This window comes from Acuticoccus kandeliae (assembly GCF_003073115.1).
Genome location: NZ_QBBV01000001.1, coordinates 512,038 through 534,778, shown reverse-complemented (window position 1 = coordinate 534,778; position 22,741 = coordinate 512,038). Strand labels below are relative to the sequence as shown.

20 protein-coding genes are annotated in these 22,741 nt (G+C 70.9%); 13 read left to right on the top strand and 7 right to left on the bottom strand.

Annotation, left to right across the window (positions count from 1 at the left end; genetic code table 11):
- Positions 1 to 158: 158 nt before the first annotated feature.
- On the top strand, positions 159 to 1,892 hold the full coding sequence (gene araD, locus DBV35_RS02465; protein ID WP_108658658.1) for an L-arabinonate dehydratase: 1,734 nt from the start codon (positions 159 to 161) through the stop codon (positions 1,890 to 1,892).
- Between the two features lie 44 nt (positions 1,893 to 1,936).
- Here araD and DBV35_RS02460 read toward each other — a convergent pair whose 3' ends face one another.
- On the bottom strand, positions 1,937 to 2,818 hold the full coding sequence (locus DBV35_RS02460) for a DUF817 domain-containing protein (protein ID WP_108658657.1): 882 nt from the start codon (positions 2,816 to 2,818) through the stop codon (positions 1,937 to 1,939).
- 101 nt (positions 2,819 to 2,919) lie between these two features.
- On the opposite strand from DBV35_RS02460, the gene DBV35_RS02455 reads away from it, so the two are divergent.
- The 3 genes from DBV35_RS02455 to DBV35_RS02445 all read left to right on the top strand — a co-directional run bounded on the left by DBV35_RS02455 (position 2,920) and on the right by DBV35_RS02445 (position 7,370).
- Positions 2,920 to 3,630: a ribonuclease activity regulator RraA gene (locus DBV35_RS02455; protein WP_108660513.1), complete on the top strand. Its 711-nt coding sequence runs from the start codon at positions 2,920 to 2,922 to the stop codon at positions 3,628 to 3,630.
- A 102-nt stretch (positions 3,631 to 3,732) separates the two neighbouring features.
- The gene (locus DBV35_RS02450) at positions 3,733 to 5,292 is read left to right on the top strand and encodes a UxaA family hydrolase (RefSeq protein ID WP_108658656.1); all 1,560 of its coding nucleotides are present in this window, start codon (positions 3,733 to 3,735) and stop codon (positions 5,290 to 5,292) included.
- An 86-nt stretch (positions 5,293 to 5,378) separates the two neighbouring features.
- Entirely contained in the window at positions 5,379 to 7,370 is a 1,992-nt protein-coding gene (locus DBV35_RS02445; RefSeq protein ID WP_108658655.1) for a hypothetical protein, read from the top strand.
- Between the two features lie 18 nt (positions 7,371 to 7,388).
- On the opposite strand, the gene DBV35_RS02440 is transcribed toward DBV35_RS02445, so the two are convergent.
- Together DBV35_RS02440 and DBV35_RS02435 are read right to left on the bottom strand one after the other, a co-directional pair.
- Positions 7,389 to 8,753: an ATP-binding protein gene (locus DBV35_RS02440; protein ID WP_170134865.1), complete on the bottom strand. Its 1,365-nt coding sequence runs from the start codon at positions 8,751 to 8,753 to the stop codon at positions 7,389 to 7,391.
- On the bottom strand, positions 8,750 to 9,517 hold the full coding sequence (locus DBV35_RS02435) for a response regulator (protein ID WP_108658653.1): 768 nt from the start codon (positions 9,515 to 9,517) through the stop codon (positions 8,750 to 8,752). Before DBV35_RS02435 ends, DBV35_RS02440 begins: the two co-directional genes overlap by 4 nt.
- Before the next feature lie 180 nt (positions 9,518 to 9,697).
- Here DBV35_RS02435 and DBV35_RS02430 point away from each other — a divergent pair, with 180 nt between their 5' ends.
- The 9 genes from DBV35_RS02430 to DBV35_RS02390 all read left to right on the top strand — a co-directional run bounded on the left by DBV35_RS02430 (position 9,698) and on the right by DBV35_RS02390 (position 17,976).
- Complete coding sequence (locus DBV35_RS02430) at positions 9,698 to 10,399, top strand: EF-hand domain-containing protein (protein WP_157961545.1); 702 nt, start codon at positions 9,698 to 9,700, stop codon at positions 10,397 to 10,399.
- Positions 10,400 to 10,658: 259 nt separating this feature from the next.
- Complete coding sequence (locus tag DBV35_RS02425) at positions 10,659 to 11,435, top strand: 4'-phosphopantetheinyl transferase family protein (protein WP_157961544.1); 777 nt, start codon at positions 10,659 to 10,661, stop codon at positions 11,433 to 11,435.
- 51 nt (positions 11,436 to 11,486) lie between these two features.
- Complete coding sequence (locus DBV35_RS02420) at positions 11,487 to 12,926, top strand: hypothetical protein (RefSeq protein WP_108658650.1); 1,440 nt, start codon at positions 11,487 to 11,489, stop codon at positions 12,924 to 12,926.
- The gene (locus tag DBV35_RS02415) at positions 12,913 to 13,425 is read left to right on the top strand and encodes a hypothetical protein (protein WP_108658649.1); all 513 of its coding nucleotides are present in this window, start codon (positions 12,913 to 12,915) and stop codon (positions 13,423 to 13,425) included. The genes DBV35_RS02420 and DBV35_RS02415 overlap by 14 nt, the downstream gene beginning before the upstream one ends.
- Positions 13,426 to 13,706: 281 nt before the next feature.
- Entirely contained in the window at positions 13,707 to 14,843 is a 1,137-nt protein-coding gene (locus DBV35_RS02410) for a hypothetical protein (RefSeq protein WP_108658648.1), read from the top strand.
- Positions 14,840 to 15,331, top strand: a complete 492-nt coding sequence (locus DBV35_RS02405) for a hypothetical protein (protein ID WP_108658647.1) — start codon at positions 14,840 to 14,842, stop codon at positions 15,329 to 15,331. Before DBV35_RS02410 ends, DBV35_RS02405 begins: the two co-directional genes overlap by 4 nt.
- Positions 15,332 to 15,392: 61 nt before the next feature.
- Positions 15,393 to 15,704 (top strand): hypothetical protein, encoded by a 312-nt coding sequence (locus DBV35_RS02400; protein WP_205648434.1) that lies wholly within the window; start codon positions 15,393 to 15,395, stop codon positions 15,702 to 15,704.
- A gap of 82 nt (positions 15,705 to 15,786) precedes the next feature.
- Positions 15,787 to 17,037 carry a trypsin-like peptidase domain-containing protein gene (locus DBV35_RS31265; RefSeq protein ID WP_108658645.1) on the top strand — a complete coding sequence of 417 codons (1,251 nt, stop codon included), beginning with the start codon at positions 15,787 to 15,789 and terminating at the stop codon, positions 17,035 to 17,037.
- Positions 17,038 to 17,133: 96 nt separating this feature from the next.
- Positions 17,134 to 17,976 carry an HpcH/HpaI aldolase family protein gene (locus DBV35_RS02390; protein ID WP_108658644.1) on the top strand — a complete coding sequence of 281 codons (843 nt, stop codon included), beginning with the start codon at positions 17,134 to 17,136 and terminating at the stop codon, positions 17,974 to 17,976.
- Here the strand turns inward: DBV35_RS02390 and xylB are convergent.
- From xylB to xylF, 4 genes are all read right to left on the bottom strand, one after another.
- Positions 17,952 to 19,391 (bottom strand): xylulokinase, encoded by a 1,440-nt coding sequence (xylB, locus tag DBV35_RS02385; protein ID WP_108658643.1) that lies wholly within the window; start codon positions 19,389 to 19,391, stop codon positions 17,952 to 17,954. The genes DBV35_RS02390 and xylB overlap by 25 nt on opposite strands.
- Positions 19,392 to 19,395: 4 nt before the next feature.
- A complete protein-coding gene (locus DBV35_RS02380; RefSeq protein WP_425428459.1) occupies positions 19,396 to 20,172 on the bottom strand; it encodes an ATP-binding cassette domain-containing protein in 777 nt (258 codons plus the stop codon).
- A gap of 5 nt (positions 20,173 to 20,177) precedes the next feature.
- On the bottom strand, positions 20,178 to 21,485 hold the full coding sequence (locus DBV35_RS02375; protein ID WP_108658641.1) for a sugar ABC transporter permease: 1,308 nt from the start codon (positions 21,483 to 21,485) through the stop codon (positions 20,178 to 20,180).
- A gap of 152 nt (positions 21,486 to 21,637) precedes the next feature.
- Complete coding sequence (gene xylF / locus DBV35_RS02370; protein ID WP_205648433.1) at positions 21,638 to 22,663, bottom strand: D-xylose ABC transporter substrate-binding protein; 1,026 nt, start codon at positions 22,661 to 22,663, stop codon at positions 21,638 to 21,640.
- Positions 22,664 to 22,741 lie beyond the last annotated feature (78 nt).

Here is a 22,741-nt window from a genome sequence, read left to right as displayed (position 1 = left end):
TATATTACTTCACTTGCGTGCCTGTCTCCCCCAAGGTAGGAGTTAGAAAAAATCGACGGGGAGGGCGGCTGTTGGCGGATGCGTGCGTCCGACCGATCGCGCCCCAGGCGCACCGCTGCCTATAGTGGCGGATCGCGACAGGCCGATCAGGGGACACGATGACCAGGAAGACCTACGAAGACCTCCGCTCGGCGCGCTGGATGGCACCCGACGACCTGCGCTCCTTCGGCCACCGTTCGCGCACCATGCAGATGGGCTACGGGCCCGAGGATTGGGAAGGCCGCCCGGTCGTCGCCATCATCAACACCTGGTCCGACGCCCAGCCCTGCCACATGCACTTCAAGGACCGCGTGGAGTGGGTGAAGCGCGGCGTCCTGCAGGCCGGCGGCTTCCCGCTCGAGCTCCCGGCCCTCTCGCTCTCCGAGAGCTACGTCAAGCCGACCACGATGCTCTATCGCAACATGCTCGCGATGGAGACCGAGGAGCTCCTGCGCTCCCACCCGGTCGACGGCGCCGTCCTGATGGGCGGCTGCGACAAGACCACGCCCGGCCTCGTCATGGGCGCGACCTCGATGGGGCTGCCCTTCGTCTTCATGCCGGCCGGCCCGATGCTGCGCGGCAACTATGCCGGCAACGTGCTCGGCTCGGGCACCGACGCCTGGAAATATTGGGACGAGCGGCGCGCCGGGAACATCGACAAGGACGAGTGGCAGGGCATCGAGGGCGGCATCGCCCGCTCCTACGGCCACTGCATGACGATGGGCACCGCGTCAACCATGACGGCGATCGCCGAGGGGCTCGGCATCACCCTGCCCGGCGCCTCCTCGATCCCGGCCGCCGACGCCGGCCACCAGCGCATGGCCGCCTCGTGCGGGCGGCGCATCGTGGAGATGATCTGGGACGACCTCACCCCCGACAAGATCATCACCGAGGCCGCCGTCACCAACGCCGTCACCGTCGCGATGGCGACCGGCTGCTCGACGAACGCGATTATCCACCTCATCGCGATGGCGCGCCGCGCCGGCATCCCGCTGGAGCTCGACGATCTCGACCGGATCGGCCGCACGACGCCCGTCATCGCGAACGTGCGCCCCTCCGGCAAGGGCTACCTGATGGAGGATTTCTTCTACGCGGGGGGCCTGCGCGCGCTGATGAACGTCCTCGCCGACAAGCTCGACCTCTCGGCGATGACGGTGTCCGGCAAGACCGTCGGCGAGGCGATCGAGGGCGCGAAGGTCTACAATGACGACGTCATCCGCCCGCTCGACAACCCGGTCTATCACGAGGGCTCGCTCGCAGTGCTGCGCGGCAATCTCGCGCCGGACGGGGCGGTCATCAAGCCGGCCGCGTGCGACCCGAAATATTACACGCACGCCGGCCCCGCCCTCATCGCCGACAGCTATGACGAACTGAAGAAGATCACCACCGACCCGGACTATCCGATGACGGCCGACACCGTCCTCGTCCTGCGCAATGCGGGGCCGCAGGGCGGGCCGGGAATGCCCGAATGGGGCATGCTGCCGGTGCCACAGGCGCTCCTCAAGCAGGGCATTCGCGACATGGTGCGCATGTCCGACGCGCGCATGTCCGGCACCTCCTACGGGGCGTGCATCCTCCACGTCGCGCCCGAATCCTTCGTCGGCGGTCCGCTCGCCCTCCTCAGGAATGGCGACATCGTCGAGCTCGACGTCCCGAACCGCACGCTCAACATGCGCGTCTCGGACGAGGAGCTGGCGCGCCGGCGGGCCGAGTGGAAGGCGCCCGAGCCCCGCTATGAACGCGGCTACGGCTACATGTTCTCCAAGCACATCGAGCAGGCCGACAAGGGCTGCGACTTCGACTTCCTGCGCACCGAGTTCGGGCCGAAGGTGCCCGAGCCCGAGATCCACTAGGCCCGATGCGGGCGCGCTCCTCCGGTCCCCGCCCCGGCGCGCCCTCAGTGCGGCGTGCCGGCGGGAGCCTCCTCAAGCCGCTGCGGCCGGCGCACGATGGTGGTCAGCACGAAGCTGATGATCATCAGGAGGAGCCACGCGCCGAGCTTGTGGATCGAGACGAGGCGCCAGCCGTCGGCCTGGTCGGGATAGGTCCAGGCGCGCGCGAAGGTGCCGATATTCTCGGCGAACCAGATGAACAGCGCCACGAGCACGAAGCCGACGATCAGCGGCATCCAGAGGCGGTGGCGGAAGACGCGAAAATAGACGCGCGTGCGGCCATAGAGGAGCACGACGCCCGCGAAGAGGGCGAGGCGCAGGTCCGGTCCGAAATGGTGGGTGAAGAAGTTCGCGTAGATCGCCGCCGCGAGCAGGTACGTCGCCCAGAGCGGCGGGTAGTGCGTGAAGCGGAAATCGAAGATGCGCGAGACGCGCGCGAGATAGCTGCCGACCGCCGCGTACATGAAACCGGAGAAGAGCGGCACGCCGCCGACGCGGAAGATCGAGGCCTCGGGATAGACCCACGAGCCGACCGAGGTCTTGAAGATCTCCATCGCCGTGCCGACGAGGTGGAAGAGCATGATGACGACCACCTCCTCGCGCGTCTCGAGGCGGCCCGCGATCATCGCCACCTGAATGGCGAGGGCGCCGAGGAAGAGCGCATCGTAGCGGGCGAGCGCCGCGCCGTCCGGATAGAACAGCGCCGATGCGAGGATCATCGCGAGCATCAGCCCGCCGAAAAGGCACGCCCAGGCCTGCTTCAGGCCGAAGACCAGGAACTCGATGAGCGCGCCGGGGACGGCGCCGCCTTCCATGCGGTCGAGCACCCGCCGCGCCGCGGCGTCGATCGCCCCTTCGACGCTCGTGAAACGCTTCGCCTCGCCCATGCCGCTCCTTCGCGCCGCGTCCCGGCATGGACGCCAACGATCACAAGACCGGCCTTCGCGCCATCACCACCGGGACTGACATGACCGATACACCGCCCAACGTGAAGCCGGAGACGATCGAAAAGCTCCGCAAGGTCTCCGTCGCGACCCTCGCGACGGCGCTCTACAAGCGCGGCCTGCGCAACCAGACGATCCAGGACGTTCGCCCCGTGAAGGGGAAGGGCCGCAACATGGTGGGCCCGGCCTTCACGCTGCGCTACATGCCGGCGCGCGAGGACCGCAACAGCCTCGCCGTGTTCCGCAACCCCGAGCACCCGCAGCGCCACGCGGTGGAGCTCTGCCCGGCCGGCCATGTCTTCGTGATGGATTCGCGCAAGGATCCGCGCGCGGCCTCCGCCGGCGACATCCTCCTAACCCGCATGATGAAGCGCGGCGTCGAGGGCGTCGTGACCGATGGCGGCTTCCGCGACTCGATGCGGATCGGCGAGCTCGACATGCCCGCCTATCACAGCCGCCCCTCCCCGCCGACGAACCTCACCCTCCACGAGGCGATCGACATCAACGTGCCGATCGGCTGCGGCGACGCCCCCGTCTTTCCGGGCGACATCGTCGTCGGCGACGACGACGCGGTGATCGTCATCCCCGCCCACCTCGCCGACGAGGTGGCCGAGGAGGCGACCGAGATGACCGCCTACGAGGATTTCGTCGTCTCCCGCGTGCGCGAGGGCCACACCATCGTCGGCCTCTACCCGGCCACGAAGGACGAGAATCTCGCCCTCTTCGCCGAGTGGCGGAAGGCCAACAACCGCTGAACCCAGGGCGCGAGGGCGCGGCTCGCCCGCCGCCCCCGCGCCTCTCCCACACCCGCCGGGCCCGCTGCAGACATATCGCCCGGCAAGACCAGGGACACGACCATGACCGACGCCGCCACCCTCGACGCCGCGCCGACGCGGCCCAACGATCCCGTCATCCGCCTCGACCCGGCCGACAATGTCGTGGTCGCGCGCGAGGAGATTCCCGCCGGCACCCTCATCGGGTCGGAAGGGGTGACGACGCTCGCCGACATCCCGTTCGGCCACAAGATCGCGACCCGCCCGATCAAGAAGGGCGAGGCCGTCCTCAAATACGCGACGATCATCGGCTTCGCCGGGGACGACATCGCGCCCGGCACCTACATGCACACCCACAACGTGCTGATGGATGGCTTCGAGAAGGACTACCGGCACGGCCTCGACTACAAGCCGACCGAGAAGCTGCCGGAGGCCGAGCGCGCGACCTTCATGGGTTACAAGCGGCCCGACGGGCGCGTCGGTACGCGCAACTATATCGGCCTCTTCATCACGGTGAACTGCTCGGCGACGGTGGCGCGCAAGATCGGCGCCTATTTCGACGCCGACCGGCTCGAGGATTTCCCGAACGTCGACGGCGTGATCCCCTTCATCCACGAGCAGGGCTGCGGGATGGAGCTGACGGGCGAGCCGATGGATCTCCTGCGCCGCACGCTCGCGGGCTATATCCGCCACCCCAACATGGCGGGCGCGGTGGTCCTCTCGCTCGGCTGCGAGCGCAACAACCTGCCGAAATTCTTCGAGGAGCAGAGTCTCGCGGCGGGCAAGATGCTCCACACCGTCACGATGCAGGAAGTCGGCGGCACGGCGGCGGCGATCGAGGCCGGGAAGAAGGCCGTGCGCGACATGCTGCCTGAGGCCAACAAGGCGACGCGCGAGCCCTGCTCGGCCGAGCATATCTCGATCGGCCTCCAGTGCGGCGGGTCGGACGGCTTCTCCGGCCTTTCCGCGAACCCCGCCCTCGGTAAGGCGGTCGACATCCTCGTCCGCCACGGCGGCACGGCGATGCTGTCCGAGACGCCCGAGCTCTACGGCGTGGAGCACACGCTCACCGCCCGCGCCCGCACCGCCGAGGTCGGCAAGAAATTCATCGAGCGGATCGACTGGTGGCTCGACCACACGCGCGGCCGCGACACGCAGATCAACGGCGTCGTCTCCCCCGGCAACCAGGCCGGCGGCATCGCGAACATCATCGAGAAGGCGCTCGGCGGCTCGAAGAAGGGCGGCTCGACCGGGATCGAGGCGGTCTACAAATATGCCGAGCCGGTGGAGACGCACGGCCTCGTCATCATGGACACGCCGGGCTTCGACCCGGTCTCGGCGACCGGCCAGATCGCGGGCGGGGCGAACCTCGTCTGCTTCACCACCGGGCGCGGCTCCTGCTTCGGCTCCTACCCCTCGCCGACGATCAAACTCGCCACCAACACGCCGATGTACAACCGCATGACCGGCGACATGGACATCAATTGCGGCCCGGTGATCGACGGCACCCGCACGCTCGACGAGATGGGCGAGGAGATCTTCACCAAGATCCTCGCCGTCGCCTCCGGCGAGAAGTCGAAGAGCGAGGCGATGGGGGTCGGCGAGGAAGAGTTCGCCCCCTGGCCGATCGGCGTCACCGGCTGACGCGAGACGACCCGCGGCGGCCGCTTTGCCGGCCGCCGCCACCATGCTACCTGGGCGCGCTGCGACAGAATGGAGTACCCCTGAGTATGTCCGCCCAACGCACCATCGGCGCGTTCGCCGCCGTCGTCCTCTCCAGCACAGCCGCCTTGTCCCAGAGCGCCGATAGCGACGCCAATGTCGCCGTCCGCCGCGTCACCCTCGCCACCGGGGGCCTTGCCCATGTCGAGGGCGGGATGACCGCGCCCGGCAGCGTCATGCGCCTCGCGATCGAACGCCCGCAGGTGGCGGACGTCCTGCGCACCCTCATCGTCACCGGGTCGACGCCGGTCGTCTCGATCGACCTGCCGGCGGCCGAACCCGTCGGCGAGCGCTCGGTCACGGGCCGCCTCCTCGCCGGCGACCTCTCCGACCCGCTCACCGTCCTCGGCGCGCTGATCGGCGAGACCGTGGAGCTGAAGGGCGGGCCGATGGAGGCCAAGGGCCGCCTCCTCGCCTTCTCCCCCGTCATGATCCCGCCCGAGGGCGAGGGCGAGGGACGCCCCGGTGTCCGCGTCGCGGTCGCCGACGCCGACGGGCGGGTGCGCTACGCGACCTTCCCCTCCCTCGACGCGCTCTCGATCGAGGGCGACGCGATCGAGGCGCGGATGGCCGACCTCGTCCCCGCGCTCGGCGAGAGCGTCGATGACGGGCGGCGCGAACTCTCCGTCCGGCTCGACGGGAGCGGCGAGGCCGGCTTCTCCTTCGTCGTGCCGACCACGGTGTGGCGCCCGTCCTACCGCGCCCTCATCGGAGCGGATGGCGAGGTCCAGCTCCAGGGCTGGGCGACGCTCGAGAACACCACCGGGCTCGACTGGGAGGGGATCGACCTCCGCCTCGCCGTCGGCACCCCTGTCGCCTACCAGCAGGACGTCTACTCGCCGCTGCGCACGAGCCGCCCCTTCGCCCCCTTCGAGGTCGGACGCACCGCTGAGGCCGAGATCGTCGCGGCCGAGCCCGCCGACGCCTTCAGCCGCCGCCAGAAATCCCTCGCCGCACCCGCCCCGATGGCGTCCGCCTTCATGGGCGCGGCGCGCGAGGTGGTCGCCGAGGAGGCGGACGAGGCGGCCGCCCTCGTCACAGGCGGTGCCGCGCTCGCGGGCACGGCTGCCACGATCTTCCCCGTCGCCGGGGAGATCGACCTCGCCGCGGGGCGCACGCTCACCGTGCCCTTCCTGTCGAGCGCGCAGAATGTCGCCCGCATCGCCTATCTCGACCTGTCCGGCGACGGGCGGCCGATGGATGCGCTGGAAATGTCGTTCGATCCGGACGCGACCGTCCCCGGCGGCCTCGTCGCCGTCTATGACGGGGACGGCTTCGTCGGCGACGCGCGCTTCGCCGGCGCGGACGGGGGCGAAATCCGCATCCTCCCCTTCGCCCTCTCCTCCGACGTGAACGTCACGATGACGAGCCGCACGCGGCGCGACCTGGCGAGCGCGAGCCTGCGCGCCGGCACGCTCCGCATCAACCGCGAGCTCGTCACCCGTTCGGTCCTTTCGATCGAGAGCGCCGGGCCCGCCACGCTGGTCGCCGACGAGGCGAGCCAGTCGGGCGACAAGCTCGCGCTCGAGACGAGCGACGGGGTGGAGGCCGAGATCGCGCCCCTCAACCAGAGCCGCGCCCGGCTCCGCGCGTCGATCCCGGACGGGGCGAGCGAGATCGTGATCGTCAGCACGCGCCCGCAGATCGAGGGTTATCGCGTCGCGACCCTCCCCTCCGCCATCCTCGAAGAGGTGCTCGCCCTCGGCGGTTCGCTCGACGCGGAAACGCGGGCGGGCCTTGAACGCGTCGGCGAGATCGCGGCCACCATCGTCGACATCGAGCGCCGCATCGAGACGGCGGAGGCCGACATTTCGGACCTGCGCGAAGCGGTGGAGCTCGACCGCGAGAATCTGGAGGCCATCGACGTGCGCACCCCCGAGGGTGCCGCGGTGCGCCAGCGCATCGTCGACCGCACGAACACGCTCGACGCCCGCCTCCAGGAGCTTCAGGACCTGCGCCGCCAGCGCGCGGAGGCCGAGGCGAGCCTCAACGCGATCTGACAGGGCGCCCGGCGGGGCTCACGCCTCGCCGGGTCGCGCCCTCAGCGGCATCCGGATCTCGACCCGGAGCCCCTTCGCGTCGCCGCGATTTTCGAGCCGGATCGCCCCGCCATGCGCGTTGATGATGGTGCGGGCGATCGAGAGGCCGAGACCGGCCCCGCCCGTGTCGACGCTGCGCGAATCGTCGAGCCGGCGGAACGGCTCGAACACCGCGTCGAGCGACTCCTCCGGGATCCCCGGCCCGTCATCCTCCACCACCAGCACCGCCTCGCCGCCATCGCGCCGCAGCGTCACGACGGCCCGGTCGGCATAGCGCCGCGCGTTGCCGATGACGTTCGCGATCGCCCGCGACAGCGCCACCTTGCGGCCCTTGATGAAGAACTGCGGCGGCCCCTCATAGGCGACCGGATCGCCGTCTTCGTCGCACAGCCCCCGCACCAGCTCGGCGAAATCGACCGACTCGGTCGTCTCCTTCTCCGCCTCGCTGCGGCCCCACGACAGGAGGCCGTCCGCCATCACGCGCATCTCGTCGAGCGTGCGGACCATGGCGTTGCGCGTCTCGTCGTCCAGCATCTCGGCGCGGATGCGCAGCGAGGTGATCGGCGTGCGCAGATCATGGCCCACGGCGGCGATGGTGCGGGCGCGGTCGGCGTCGAACTCGGCGATCCGCTCCTGCATGGCGTTGAAGGCCTCGGCCGCGCGCCGCACCTCGGCGGGCCCGGTCATCGGCGCGCGGGCCTCGCGGTCGCCATAGCCCGCCCGCTCGGCGGCGACGCCGAGGGCGCGGATCGGGCGCGTCAGACGCCGCGTGAACCAGACCGCGACCGCCGTCACCGCGAGGACCGAGAGGAGGAGCGTGAAGAGGAAGCCGCGCCGGGCGACATGGGGCGGGCCGTCGGGCCGGAGCTGGCGCACATTCAGCCACTCCCCGTCCGGCAGGAGCACCGAGACCTCCACCGCGAGCCCGCCCGGCGAGCGCCAGTGCCGGCGGCGCTGCGGCTCAACCTCCTCCACCGCGACGCGGACCTCCTCCGCCGGCAACGCCAGCGAATCCTCGAGAATGCTCTGCAGGCGCATCGAGGCCGAATCCTCGCCCGTCGCCTTCACCTTCGCGCGGGTGCCGACCTCGACGCGGGTGAACGGCGTCGACACCGCGACCGCGATCCCGTCACGCAGATTGGGCGGCAACTCGGCGACCACCGAGGCGAGCGCGGCGATCCGGTCGATCTGCGCCCCGCGCCGCACCTCGCGCACGAGCCGCTCCTGCTCCTGGCTGAGGAGGAGCACGGCGACGACGTTCGCGACGAGCATCGCCCCGACGAGGAGCAGCACGAACTGCCCCGCGACGCTGCCCGGGACGAAGCGGCGCCAGTTGACGCTCATGTCTCCTCGCCCGCCGCCGGGCTCGGGGCCGGGGCCGCGGCCGGGTCGCCCTCGTCGAGCGCCGTGACGTCCGCGGCGAGCCGGTAGCCGCCGCCCCATTCGGTGATGATGATGGTCGGCCGCTTCGGGTCGGGCTCGATCTTGCGGCGCAGGCGGCTCACCTGGTTGTCGATCGCCCGGTCATAAGGCTTCGCCTCGCGCCCGGCGGTGAGGTCGAGGAGCTGGTCGCGCGTCAGCACCGCGCGCGGCCGGTCGAGGAAAACGGTGAGGAGCCGGCTCTCCGCGCTCGTGAGGTCGACGATCTCCCCTCTCTCCTCGTGCGCGAGGGTGCGCGCGTTCGGATCGTGGACGAAGCCCGCGAAGCGGCGCCGCCCGGTCGGCGTCGCGAGCGGGGTCGGCGGCACGCGGCGCAGCACCGCGCGGATGCGGGCGAGAAGCTCGCGCGGGTTGAACGGCTTCACGACATAGTCGTCCGCGCCGAGCTCCAGCCCCACGATCCGGTCCGCATCATCCGCCATCGCGGTGAGGAGGATGACCGGCGGCCCGCCCCGCCCCGTCAGCCACCGGCACAATGAGAGCCCGTCCTCGCCGGGCATCATCACGTCGAGCACCACGAGATCGATCGCCCCGTTGGCGATCGTCTCGCGCGCCACCGCCGCGTCCGGCGCGAGGCTGACGCGGTGTCCGTGCTTCTTCAGATAGGTCCCGAGGGGCTCGCGGATGTCGCGCGCGTCGTCGACCACAAGGATGTGAGGCTCTGTCATGTCTTTGAATTACCGCGTTTGGCGGGCGCTGCAGATGAAGTTTGTCGCGACATGTATCAAGCGCCGCGGCGTGCGACCGGGCGAGACAAAGGAGGTTCGCCATCGACACACATTCCCGGCCGGGAGCGGCTACGTGAAGGTCGGCGAACACGAAACGCCTGTAGAAAAGGACGAGTACCGATGAAGCACCCCATCACACTGGCCACGATCGTCGTGGGTAGCCTCACGGCCGCTGCCGCCGGCACCTATGCCTTTGCCCAAGGGCCGGAGGGTGGGCCCGGCGGGCCGGGCGGCCCCGGTTTCCACCGCGCCCAGTTCGCGCATCCGATGGGCCCCATGGGTCCGATGGGCGGCCCCCGCGCCTTCGGTCCGGGCGGCATGCGCGGCCCCGGCGGCATGGCGATGATGCGGATGATGCGCGATGCCGACACCGACGGCGACAAGGCGCTCTCACAGGAGGAAATCGACGCTTACATCGCGGGCAAGATCGCGCTCGGCGACGCCAATGGCGACGGTGAGATCTCGCTCGAGGAATATGAGGCGATCTGGCTCGACCTGACGCGCCCGATGATGGTCCGCAGCTTCCAGTTCTTCGACGCGGACGGCAACGCGCTCGTCACGACCGAAGAGGTCGACGACGTGTTCGGCGACACCGTGGAGCGGTTCGACCGCAACAAGGACGGCAAGCTGAGCCAGGCAGACCGCCCCCGCAAGATGCGCGGCGAGCGTCGCGGCTGGCGCCGTGGCGGCCCGGACCGGGAGCGCGGCGAGATGCACCGCCGCCACCATGGCGGCCCGGATCGCGGGTGGGGCCCCGGCCGCGACCGCGGCGCGGCGCCCGACGCCCCGCCGCAGGACGATGAGGACGACGCGGCCGAGTAAGGCCACGTCCGCCCGCCCGGATCCGTCCGGGCGGGCACCCCGATTCCGCCCCCACTGAAAAGACTACACGCGAAAGTGAACGGGCGCGGCACACCGCGCCCCCTTTCGAATGCGCATGACCCGTGTGCTAAGAGGGACTTGGCACCAAAGGGAGGGTGATCCGTGCGCGCTCGATTCTCGGCCTCGCGCCGACGCACTGGCTCATCGAACGAGATGCGCTGAGCCGTTGATGACGACCCGACCAGCCGGCCAATCCGCCATGACGGATCAGACTCGCCTCGTCCGCATCTGGAGCTGGCGCCTCAACCTCGCGCGCCATGGCGGGCACGGCGACCTCGCCTCGCCCGACGACGAGGCTCTTCTCGACCACCGCGAGCGGCGCCGGGCGGATGGGTTCGTCTTCCCCCGCGACCGTCGCCGGTTCGTGACGACGCACGCGACGATGCGGCGGATCCTCGGCCAGTGCGTCGGGGCGGCGCCGGCCTCCCTGTCCTTCACCGTCGGCAATCACGGCAAGCCCTTCCTGCGCCACGAGCCGGGCTGGCCCGCGCTTGACTTCTCGCTCAGCCACACCGACGAGAACGCGATCCTCGCCGTCAGCCTCGACGGGCCGGTCGGCATCGACATCGAGCGCATCCGCCCGATCGATGTGGGGCTCTCCTGGCGCTATTTCGCGCCGGAGGAGATCGCCTTTCTCGACTCCCATCTCGGCCGCTCGCGCCAGATGACGCCCGCCTGGCAGGACGCCTTCTTCGCGATCTGGACCGTCAAGGAAGCGGTTCTGAAGGCGCTCGGGCGCGGCCTCTCGATGCCGCTCGACAGCTTCGCGATCGCCCTCAATCCCGAGCCGAGCCTCGTCCGCCTCGACGAAGCGCCCGACACGGTCGGCGACTGGCAGATCGAGACGCTGGAGACGCCGGACGGGATCGCGGGCGCCATCGCCTTCCCCTCCTCCGGCTGGAGGCTGCGCTACGAGCCCCTCCCGCCCGACGGCGAGGACGGGACGAGCGCCACATCGGCCACCGCCGCACCTTGATCCGCGCGGCCAAGCTGTGCCGATATCTGAAGGCAGCCGAACGACGGATCCATGACACCGCGATACTGGTCAGACCGCGCGCAGACGGAGTTCGCGGCCCTCTTCGAGGATCGCGCCTATAGCGCCCGCTTCAAGGACGCGGTGGCGGACACGCTGATCCGTGGCTGGCCGCCCAACCGCGACAAGCCCGTCTGGGCGATCGCGGTCCTCATCGCCGCCCTCGCCCGCACCGAAGGGGGGCTGGGCCCAGCGGGCGGCCTCGTCATCGTGTCTTCGGGCGCGGACGAGATCTTCGCCCGCCTCGCGGCCTCGCGCTGCGCCGACGGGCCCATCACCATCGAGCCCGGCGGACGGTCGGTCCGCCTCGCCGCGTTCGGCGCCTCGATCCATGTCGGGCGCAACCGCATCGCGCTCCTGCGCAAGGTCGCCGAGTTCCTGCTCGCGGCGGACGACTACGCCCACACCGCGGCGGTGAGCGCGATCCTCGACGGTCTCGGCGGGGACGCGGCGATGGACGAGACCCTCTTCCGCGAGGCCGTGCGCGCCCTCGCCCGCCGCCTCTACGACTACCGCAAGGCCCATTTCGCCGAAGGGCACGCGGCGTCGGGCTTCGACTTCATCAAGCGGCGGCTCGGCGCGAGCCCGCGCAGGGCGACCACGGACGACGAGCTCCTCGCCCTCTGGTCGAGCCCGGACAACGCCTACTTCGTGATGTACCGGACCGCCCTCCTCGCGGCGCTCGACTTCCTGCGGATGCGCAAGGCCTTCGCCGAGCGCGGCGCGGTCGAGGGCGCGGCCTCGTTCGACGACCCGATCGTCGCGCGCGGCCTCTCCGAGGATGGGGAGGCGTTCATGACGACCGCCGAAATCGGGCCGGACGAGTCCCCCCTCGCCGCGCTGCGCGAAAGCGCGCTGAAGACGTTCACCCAGGCCGACCTCGATTTCATCGACCTTGCCGCCGCGACCTGGCCGGACGGGGGCGAACGGCCGCGTGCGCTCCTGCGCCTCCTCGCCTTCCACCCGATCCAGTCTGGCCTCTCCAACTCCCTTCGCACGGGACGCTCGAAGGTGCCCGTCGAGGAGCGCGTGACGTGCGTGGAAGCCATGAACTATGCCGAGATCGACGCCCGGCTGGAGGCGCTGGCGGAGCGCACCGCCGGCTGGCTCGCGGTCCTCTTCGCGCTGACGAGCACGCAGGGTGGCGCGACGGCGGATGCCGTGCGCGAACGCGGCCTCGCCCTCCTCGCTCGCTCGCGCTCCAAGTCGATGGCGCATCCGCCGGCCGAATTGCGCGCCCAGTTCGAGGAGATCCGCGCCGCCCTCCTCGCGATGGCGGCGATCCTGTCGGAGGCGCGCGCCGGCGTCGCCACGGCGGCCCGCCGCACGCCGCTCGAGTCGGCCTTCGGCGGGGACAAGGCCGTCTTCGCCGCCGAGTTCACGAAGCGCTACGCGCCCTCGACCGTCGCGGAGGGGGTCCATGGCGCAGAATGACCCTCTCGAGCCGGAGATGATCGACATGATCGCCTCCCGCACGCTCGCCGCCGAGGCCGAAGATGGAGGCGCCGGCGGCGCGATCCCGGTCGCCGAGCTCGCCCGCCGCGCGGCCTCGCGCGAGGGCTTCGCCGGCCTCGTCACCATCCCGATCGGGGCGATCGGCCTCTACCGGCGGCTGCGCGCTGCGAACGCGCTCCTCTCCTCCCCCACCGCCTATGCCGCCGCCACCGAGGACGGGCACCGCCGCATCGTCGACGGGGTGGAGATCCGCACGGTCGTCGAGGCGCACGTCGTGTGGCTCGTCATCACGCTGAAGCCGGGCGGCGCCATCCCGGCCGCGATCGAGCTTCTCGGCGCGGACGGGCGCATCGCGCGCCTTCCCCTCTCCGCCCCGATCGACGGCGTGATCCAGTTCGGTCTCGGCCGCGAGGACGCTGCCGAAGGCGAGGCCGCCGCCCTCCTCCTCGACCCCGCGACGCACATCTTCCTCCTCTGAGGCGGGCGAAACGGGCCGCGGCGCTGGACCTGACGGCCCCGCTCGGTCCATCGTGCGCTTGGCTCCGGACCCGATCAGGACAGGGCCTGCGTTGGTCAGAACCGGTCGAGACGCGCTGCGGAAGACGAGGACGGACATGCCGAGCATATTCGACGAGGCTTACGCCCGCGGATCGGCCGGTTCTGGCCAACCCTTCGGGCGCCGCCTCGGCGGCGCGCAGACCCTGTCCTGATCGGGTCCGAAGCCTAAGGCAAGATCCATCCCACCGCCGACAGATCCCCGTGCGCGCGACAGAGATCGACGAAGACAGCAAGCCGAAGCGCGCGCGCCGCGTCGCCGTCCTCGTACCGACGACGGGCGGGCTCGCGCGCGTCGTGGACCTCGCGCACAAGCCCCATCTCGGCCAGAGCATCGCGACGGGCATCGACGATTTCCGCCCGCTCCCGATCGCGGAAGGCTACCACCGCCTCGTCGACGGCGCGCTGAAGGCGCTCGGCGACAGCCCGTCCCCCTGCCATCTCGTCATCGAGGGCGCGGTCGATGACGGGCGGAGCTGGGAACTGCCGGTCCTCCTCGCCCACCGCATCGTGCGCCACGGCGCCGAGATCGCCGCCGTCGAGGATGCGGACTGGATCGTCTGGGCGACCGGCTCCGTCGACGGCGCGCTGAACCCCACAGGCGAGGCGCGTTATGTCGGCGAAAAGCTCGGCCACAGTGCCGGTGCGCTCGCCCGCCGCCGGGCCGACGCCATCGTCGCCTTCGCGCTCGCCGACCCCGCCGAGGCCGATCGCGCCGCGATCGAGCGGGCGCTCCCGCCGGGCGGCCGCCTCGTCCTGCTCGACGGCTTCGAGAGCGTCGAGGCGCTCGCGCGCGAGGCCGCAGGCGTCGTGGAGCCCGCCACATCGCCCGCGCCGCCCCGCCCGCCGCGCCGGGGGATGGGGCGTGTCGCGGTCCTCGTCCTCCTCGCGCTGATCGTCGCCGGCGCGATCGCCTTTGGCCTTTCCATTCTCGCCGGAAAGGGCGAGCGGGAGCGTGACGTGTCGGCGAGCCTCTCCATCGAACGCCTGACGGCGGCCGATCGCGCGGCCTGCGTCGAGGCGCAAATGACGGGGGCCGCGCTGGCCGCCCGGCCCGTCGCCATCGACGGCGCGCGGATCGGCGTGCCCGCGACACAGGCGACCTGCGCGCTGCGCTTCACCAACACGGGCGCCGCCGTCATGGCGATCGGCCTCGATTCGGCCCTCGCCGGCAGCATCATCGAAGGAGATTCGCCGATGGGCCGACCGATCACCCTCTCGCCGGGCGCGCGCTATCTCCTCGTCTTCCGCGCGCCGCCGGTCGGGCGCACGGCCCGGCTCACCGTCGCCGCCGAGGGCGCGGAAGAGGCCCTCGCCCTCGAATTCGAGGGGACGCCATGACACCGCCCGTCCTCGCCCTCCTCCTCTGGCTCGCCGGTGTCGCGACCGCCGCGGCCGAGACCCGGCTCGAAGCCTACCCGGTGACGGACGAGCCGGTCAGCGCGATCCGCATCATCACGAGCCGCCCGCTGGACGGCGAGCACTGCCGCGAGGCGCTCTTCGACGGCCGTCCCCTGGTGCGCGCGCGGCAGGAGGCGGCGGCGCAGGAGACGATCGCGATCCCCCTCACCGACCTCTGCCTCCTCGAACTGCGCAACGACGCGCCCTCGCGCGCGCTGGAGATCCGCGCCGACGAGCCGCTCGCGACGATCGCGATCACCGCCGACCAGCAGCTCTTCCGCGGCCTGACGCTCGCGCCGGGGCAGTCCACCGTGATCCCGATCCGCACGCTGCCGGTCGGCGATCTCTCCGTCATCGTCGACATCCTGTGGGCGGACGACGACGCGGCCCCGGTGCAGAGCTTCACCCTCCGCTTCACCCCGGACTGACCGCAAAACCCGGTCTGCCCCCTCCAATCTCGTCTGCGACGACGGAATGGAGGGCCCTATGATGGATTTCGCGGCACCGCGCGCTTCGCTCACCCGGCGCATCGCGGCACGGATCAACGTGGCGCTGATCGGCGCGATGGTGGCGGTCCCCATCGCCGTCCTCGCCGAAGGGGGCGATGCCCGCCCGCAGGCCGCACCCGTCGAGGCCCCGCCCCGGCAAGAGCCCGCCTGCACCGAGGGCCCCGCCCGCCTCGCCATCCCGCGCGCCACGGCCGAGCAGACCCGGCCCGCCACCGCCGCGTGCGTCTACCCGCTCGACGGTCCCTACACCCGCCCCGCCCCGACTCCGGACGAGGGCGAGGCCGCCCGCTGAGCCGGCGCGGCCGGGCGGCGGTGCTTGCCCGCCCGGCCGCGTTCGTTCATGGCTTGGCCGATTGCCGAAGCGAGGTCCGCCGATGAACGAGGACAAGCCCGTTCGCCCGCCCCGCAAGGCCATGCGCCTCGCATGGCTCCTCGTCGCCGCGCTCGCCGAGCCCTGGCTCGCGAGCGGCACGGCGCGGGCGCAGATCGCGATCATGGAGCGCGGATCGGTCGACGATCTCGACCCGCCCAAGGAAGCCGGCGAGACGCGGCTCACCCGCGCCATCATCACCTCCAGCGCCGCGGGGCGGATGCGCGCGGCCCGCGCCTACAATCCGGAGGATCTCCTGCGCCGCGTCGGCCGCCCCGTCGGCCGCCTTTCGATCGCCATCGACGTCGCCGGCAAGCGCGAACTCGGCTTCTGCACCGCCTCGCTGATCGCCGACGACCTCCTCCTCACCAACAATCACTGCATCGTGGGCAATCCCATCGGGACGGCGGCCGACGCCATCCTGTGGATGGGCTATCTGCGGCCGCGCAGCTCGGAGGGGGTGAAGCGCTACGTCGTGGACGTCGAGCCGGTGGAGGCCTCGGAGAGGCTCGACTACGCGATCCACCGCGTCTCCGGCCATCCGGGCGCCGACTGGGGCACGGTCTCGATCGCGCCGGACGCGACGATCCGTGATCTCCAGTCGCTCTTCGTCGTCCACCATCCGGGCGGGCGCGAGCAGCACGTCAGCCTTGCCTGCGCCACCCATTCCCCCGCGCTCGACGGGGCCGACATCCTCCACCTTTGCGACACGCTTCCGGGCTCCTCCGGCGCCCCCGTCTTCGACAACGAGACGCACAAGATGGTGGGCCTCCACTATCGCGCCGTGGTGCCGGGCGAGTTGAACGGCGCCAAGCGCCTTGCCGAGATCGCCGCCGCCTCGCCGACCCTGAAGGCCCTCGCCACTCCGTCCACCCCGGCACCTCTGCCGACGCCCGTGCCGGTGGCGCAGCAGGCGCCCGCCGCGGCGACGAACGTTGCTGCGATCTACGCGCTGATCGCCGGAAGCAGCGATCCGACGGTGCTGGAGCGCTTCGTCGCCGCCTATCCGGGCACGCCCGAGGCCGCCTCGGCGCGCCTCCGCCTCGAATTCCTGCGACCCGCCGCCTCGCCCGCGGCCGCCCCGCAAGCGGACGAGCCCGAAGAGGTCCGCGCCGCGCGGGCCGCCGCCGAAGCGGGCGACACGGCCGCCATGTACAAGCTCGGCGACATGTATTTCAGCGGCGAGGGCGTCGCGCGCGACCAGGCCGAGGCGATCCGCTGGTACCAGCGGGCGGCGCGGGGCGGGCAAAAATGAGCCGTCGCTTCAACGCGGAAATCGTTCGACATTTAGGTGTTGATCCGACCGCCCCGCCCGACCACTCTCGGGCCGTCCCGGGGAGGATCAAGAAGCGTGATTAAGAACAGCCTCAAACAGCGCTGGGCCGAGGGCGGGAAGACGATCAACGCCTGGCTCTCGATCGGCAACACCTTCACCGCCGAGATCATGGCCGAGCAGGGCTATGACAGCGTCACCATCGACCTGCAGCACGGCGCGCTCGACTATTCGTCCGCCCTGCCGATGATCCAGGCGATGCGCGCGAGCGGCACCGTGCCGATGGCGCGGGTGCCGTGGAACGAGCCCGGCATCATCATGAAGCTGCTCGACGCCGGGGCCTACGGCATCATCTGCCCGATGGTGAACTCCCGCGCCGAGGCGGAGGCGTTCGTCTCCTCGCTCCGCTACCCGCCGAAGGGGCTGCGCAGCTACGGTCCGACCCGCGTCGCCTTCGCCGCCGGCCCGAACTATGGCGCCGAGGCGAATGACGAGATCCTCGCCTTCGCGATGATCGAGACGGCGCAGGCGATGGCGAATCTTGAAGCGATCGTCACCACGCCGGGGATCGACGCCATCTATGTCGGCCCGTCCGACCTCACGATCGGCCTCACCGAGGGCCGCCTCCCCGCCGGGTTCGACCGGGAGGAGACGGAGATCATCGACGCGATCAAAACGATCCTCGCCGCCACCCACCGGGCCGGCAAGAAGGCCGCGCTCCATTGCGGGCGGCCGGACTATGCCATCCGCGCGCTCGAATGGGGCTTCGACATGGTGACGGTCGGGAGCGACGCGCGCCTCCTCGCCGCGGCCGCCGCCGACAGCGTGAAGCGCGTGCGCGAGGGGATGCCGGGCGCGGCGGGGGGATCGGCCGCCGCCGTCACGGGCGCGCAGACCTACGAGATGTCCTTCAAGGCCTGATAGGCGGCCTGGTAGCGGGCGTGCGCGTCGGCGAAACCCGACGCCAGCGCCGCGTTCGGCTCGATGGTCCGCGCGATCTCGGGCCGCGTCGCGAGCGCCGCGCCCTCCCCGGTGGCGGCCATGATGGCGAGGCGCGCCGCGCCAAAGGCGGCGCCGTAGTCGCCCGCGCCCGGCAGATCGATCGGCACGCCGAGCGAGGTCGCCATCGCCTCCAGCCAGTAGGCGGACCGGCTCCCGCCGCCGACGGCGATCAGCCGGTCGAATGTCGTCCCCGCCGCCGCGAGCGCGTCCCGGCAGTCGCGCACCGCGTGGACGACGCCCTCCATCACCGCGCGCGTCCCGGCGGCCGTGTCGCAATCGTGGGCGATCCCGATCAGCGCGCCGCGCACGGCGGCGTCGTTGTGCGGTGTGCGCTCGCCGCCGAGATAGGGCAGGAAGAGCGCGCGGCCGGGCGCCGTCAGCGGGCCGAGCCCGCCGGCGAGCGAGGCCGCATCCTTGCCGACGAAGCCCGCATACCAGTTGAGCGCGTCCGTCGCGGACAGGATGACGCCCATCTGGTGCCAGGCATCGGGGAGCGCGTGGCAGAAGGTGTGGACCGCCGTCTCGGGCGCCGGCCGGTAGCCGGGCGAGGCGACGAAGAGCACGCCCGAGGTGCCGAGCGAGAGGAAGGCGTCGCCCGGCGAGACGACGCCCATCCCGACCGCCGCCCCCGCATTGTCCCCCGCCCCGCCGGCGACCGGAATGCCCGCCGGCAGGCCGAACTCGCGCGCGATCTCGCCGCGCAGCGCGCCGGAGGGGGCGTTGCCCTCGACGATCCGCGGCATGTGGGCGACGTCGAGCGCGCAGAGCTCCAGAAGCTCCGGCGACCAGACCCGCGCGCCCGTGTCGAGCCAGCTCGTGCCCGAGGCGTCGGACGGCTCGGTCACCGCCTCCCCCGTCAGCCAGAGGCGCAGAAAGTCCTTCGGCAGGAGCACCAGCGCGACCTCGTCGAAGAGGGCCGGCTCGTGCCGGCGCACCCAGTTGAGCTTCGGCGCGGTGAAGCCGGGAAAGACGATGTTGCCCGACACCTCGCGATAGACCGGCGTCGCGTCGAGGGTGATCGCCTCGTCCGCCGCGCGCGTGTCGTTCCACAGGATCGCCGGGCGCAGCACGGTGTGGGACGCGTCGAGGAGGGTCGCCCCGTGCATCTGGCCGGAGAGGCCGATGGCGCGCACCCCGTCGAGCGGCACCTCCGCGGCGATGGCGCCGAGCGCGCCCCGCGCCGCCTCGATCCAGTCGGCCGGGTGCTGCTCGGACCAGGAGGGGTGCGGGCGCGAGACGGTGAGCGGCGCGGTCGCCTCCGCCACCAGCGTCTGCGCGTCGTCGATCAGAACCGCCTTGAGGCCGGAGGTTCCGAGGTCGATGCCGAGGTACATGCGATCAGGCTGCTTCTCGTGGATTCTTCCCGAGGATGATCATGGAGAGAATGTCGTCCTCGGTCACGTCCTCGACGCGCTCGGTCCCCACGAGTTGCCCGTTCTTCATCACGCAGACGCGGTCGCACAGCGCCATCATCTCGCGCGTGTCGTGCGAGATGAGGATGATCCCGAGCCCCTGGCGCTTCAGTTCGTCGATCAGCTCGGCGACCATCTGCGTCTCGTGGACACCGAGCGCGGCGGTCGGCTCGTCCATGATGAGGATCTTGGCGTTGAAATAGACCGCGCGGGCGATCGCGACCGACTGGCGCTGGCCGCCCGAGAGCGCCGAGACTGGCTCGTTCAGCCGTTTGAAGTTGGGGTTGAGGCGCGCCATGATCTTGCGCGTCTCGGCCTCCATCTTCGCGTCGTCCACGAAGCCGAGCGGGGTGATCAGCTCGCGCCCCAGGAAGAGGTTCGCCGAGGCGTTCAGATTGTCCGCGAGCGCGAGCGTCTGGTAGATCGTCTCGATATTGTAGCGCCGCGCGTCGCGCGGGCTCTCGATCCGCGCGGTATTGCCGTCGATGCGGATCTCGCCCGAATCCATCTGGTAGGCGCCGGACAGGATCTTGATCAGCGTCGACTTGCCCGCGCCATTGTGGCCGAGGAGGCCGAGCACCTCGCCGGCGCGCAATTCGATCGACACGTCGTCGACCGCGTGGACGCCGCCGAAGGCGAGGCGGATGTTGCGCATCTCGACGAGGGGCACCGAGGTGCCCGCGACGGGGGCGGTGTCGGTCATCGTCATCACTTCGCTCCCGTCTTGCGCCGGTATTGGATGTCGATCAGCACCGCGAGGACGAGGACCACGCCGACGACGATGTTCTGGAAGGGCGCGTCGACGCCGACCATCGCCATCCCCGACTGGAGCGACTGCATGATGAGCGCGCCGAGGATCGCGCCGTAGATCGTCCCGATGCCGCCGGAGAGCGCCGTGCCGCCGATCACCGCGGCGGCGATGACGCGCAACTCGTCGAGCGTGCCGATATCGTTGGAGTGGTTCGCGAGACGGGCCGAGGCGACCACGGCCGACAGCGCGCAGAGCGCCCCCATGATGGCGAACACCTTCACCGTGAGGAGGCGGGTGTTGATGCCGGAGAGCTCGGCCGCATCCGGATTGCCGCCGGTCGCGAAGATGTAGCGGCCGAGGCGCGTGCGGCGGGCGACCACCGTCATCACCACCGCGATGACGATGAGGACGAGCACCGAGATCGGCAGGCCGTAGGCCATCGTGAAGCCGTCCGGCACCGCCTCGCCGCGCAATTCGAAGATCCGGCGGATGCGGCCCGACGGCAGCTCGTAGGCGTTGAGGATCGCGACGAAGCCGACGATCGCGCCCGTGGCGATGAGGGCGAGCAGCCCCTCCGCCCAGAGCGGCTTCACCGGGAAGCCGTGCGCCACCTTCGCCCGCCGGTTGGAGAGGATCATCGCGATCGTGCCCGCGACCGCGATCGCGGCGGCCGCCCAGGACAGCGTCTCGCCGAGCGTGCCGTTGATGCCGCCGAACTTCATGAAGGTCGCGTCGAGCGGGCCGATCGTCTGCCCCGCCGTCAGGTACCAGGCGACGTTGCGCCAGACGAGGAGGCCGCCGAGCGTGACGATGAAGGCCGGAATGGTGAGGTAGCCGACGAGGAAGCCCTGGAAGGCGCCGATCGCCGTGCCGACGACGAGGCCGACCACGATGGAGACGAGCCAGATCGCCGGGTGGCCGAGCCCGAGGCCGAGCCAGTCGGGCAGGATCACCGTCTGCATCATCGCCATCACGGCCGAGCAGACGGCGAGGAGCGAGCCGACCGACAGGTCGATATTGCGGGTGACGATCACGAAGACCATGCCCGTCGCCATGATCGCGACGGAGACGGTCTGGATCGTCAGGTTGAAGATGTTGCGCGGGGTGAGGAAGCGGCCGTCGGCGACGAGGTCGAACACGATGCACAGGACGACGAACGCGCCGATCATGCCGAGAAGGCGCGTGTCGATCTCGAGCGTCCTGAAGATGTTCTTCCGCGGCGCGGCGCGCGGCGGGGCGGTGGCGTGGTCGGCTGCGTCTGTCATGGCGATCGCGGACTTTCCCGGCCCAACTCCATTCCGTGGCGAGACAGGGTGGCGGCGGGGGCGGGCTCACCCGCGGAAGCCACCCGGTCGGCTCGCACGGCCTTCACGAAAGGGGGCACCACCGCGGACGGGGCCGCGGCGGCGCATTTGTCCTACTGGCAGGCGGCGGGCGGGTTCTGCACGCCCTGGCAAAGGTCCGCCTTGGAGATCCAGCCGGCATCGACCACGACGTTCAGATTGTCCTTCGTGATCGGCACCGGGGTCAGGAATTTCGACCAAAGCTTCACGCCGCCCGGCGAGGTCCACTCCGCGGCCCCGTCGACCTCGTTCATCGCCTTGCCCCCGGCCATCGCGACGGCGATCTCGCCGGCCTCGCGGCCGAGATCGCGCGCGTCCTTCCAGACCGACACGGTCTGCGTGCCGCGGGCGATGCGGTTCAGCGCGGCGTGGTCGCCGTCCTGGCCGGAGACCGGGGTGCCTTCCATGCCCTGCGCGGTGAGCGCGGCCACCGCGCCGCCGGCCGTGCCGTCATTGGAGGCGACGACCGCGTCGACATTATTGTCGTTGGCGGTGAGGATCTGCTCCATGTTGCGCTGGGCGTTCGCGGGGAGCCAGCCGTCGGTGTAGGCCTCGCCGACGATGGTGATCGCGCCCGAATCGATCGCGCCCTGCAGGATCTCCTGCTGGCCGCCGCGCAGGAAGTCCGCGTTCGGATCGGTGGGCGACCCTTTGATCATCACGTAGTTGCCCTCGGGCACCAATTCGAAGATGGCGCGGGCCTGCATCCGGCCGACTTCCACGTTGTCGAAGGTGAGGTAGAAGGCACGCGGATCCTCGATCAGGCGGTCATAGCCGACGACCGGGATGCCTTCGTCCGCGGCGGCCTGCACCGCCGGGCCGATCGCCTGCGCGTCCTGCGCGAGCACGATGAGGGCGTCGACGCCCTGCGCGATCAGGCTCTCGATGTCGGAGATCTGCTTCGAGGACGAGGATTGTGCGTCGGTCGACACGTAGGACGCGCCGGCCGCCTCGAGCGCGGACTTGATGGCGGCCTCGTCGGTCTTCCAGCGTTCTTCCTGGAAGTTGGACCAGCTGACGCCGACCGTGAGGTCCTGCGCCATGGCCGCGGTGCTCAGGCTGGCCGCCGTCAGCGCAGCCGCCAAGAAGGTCTTCATCATCATCGATTTCCTCCCTCCGCCCCGTCCTCTTGCGGGACGTTCCTCGTTCGAGGTCTGCCCTCAGCTTCGCATAATTAA

Coding starts and splice junctions, on each gene's coding strand:
- araD (WP_108658658.1), top strand. CDS start 159: ATGACCAGGAAGACCTACGAAGACCTCCGCTCGGCGCGCTGGATGGCA.
- DBV35_RS02460 (WP_108658657.1), bottom strand. CDS start 2,818: ATGGGCGAGGCGAAGCGTTTCACGAGCGTCGAAGGGGCGATCGACGCC.
- DBV35_RS02450 (WP_108658656.1), top strand. CDS start 3,733: ATGACCGACGCCGCCACCCTCGACGCCGCGCCGACGCGGCCCAACGAT.
- DBV35_RS02445 (WP_108658655.1), top strand. CDS start 5,379: ATGTCCGCCCAACGCACCATCGGCGCGTTCGCCGCCGTCGTCCTCTCC.
- DBV35_RS02440 (WP_170134865.1), bottom strand. CDS start 8,753: ATGAGCGTCAACTGGCGCCGCTTCGTCCCGGGCAGCGTCGCGGGGCAG.
- DBV35_RS02435 (WP_108658653.1), bottom strand. CDS start 9,517: ATGACAGAGCCTCACATCCTTGTGGTCGACGACGCGCGCGACATCCGC.
- DBV35_RS02430 (WP_157961545.1), top strand. CDS start 9,698: ATGAAGCACCCCATCACACTGGCCACGATCGTCGTGGGTAGCCTCACG.
- DBV35_RS02425 (WP_157961544.1), top strand. CDS start 10,659: ATGACGGATCAGACTCGCCTCGTCCGCATCTGGAGCTGGCGCCTCAAC.
- DBV35_RS02420 (WP_108658650.1), top strand. CDS start 11,487: ATGACACCGCGATACTGGTCAGACCGCGCGCAGACGGAGTTCGCGGCC.
- DBV35_RS02415 (WP_108658649.1), top strand. CDS start 12,913: ATGGCGCAGAATGACCCTCTCGAGCCGGAGATGATCGACATGATCGCC.
- DBV35_RS02405 (WP_108658647.1), top strand. CDS start 14,840: ATGACACCGCCCGTCCTCGCCCTCCTCCTCTGGCTCGCCGGTGTCGCG.
- DBV35_RS02400 (WP_205648434.1), top strand. CDS start 15,393: ATGGATTTCGCGGCACCGCGCGCTTCGCTCACCCGGCGCATCGCGGCA.
- DBV35_RS31265 (WP_108658645.1), top strand. CDS start 15,787: ATGAACGAGGACAAGCCCGTTCGCCCGCCCCGCAAGGCCATGCGCCTC.
- xylB (WP_108658643.1), bottom strand. CDS start 19,391: ATGTACCTCGGCATCGACCTCGGAACCTCCGGCCTCAAGGCGGTTCTG.
- DBV35_RS02380 (WP_425428459.1), bottom strand. CDS start 20,172: ATGACCGACACCGCCCCCGTCGCGGGCACCTCGGTGCCCCTCGTCGAG.
- DBV35_RS02375 (WP_108658641.1), bottom strand. CDS start 21,485: ATGACAGACGCAGCCGACCACGCCACCGCCCCGCCGCGCGCCGCGCCG.
- xylF (WP_205648433.1), bottom strand. CDS start 22,663: ATGATGAAGACCTTCTTGGCGGCTGCGCTGACGGCGGCCAGCCTGAGC.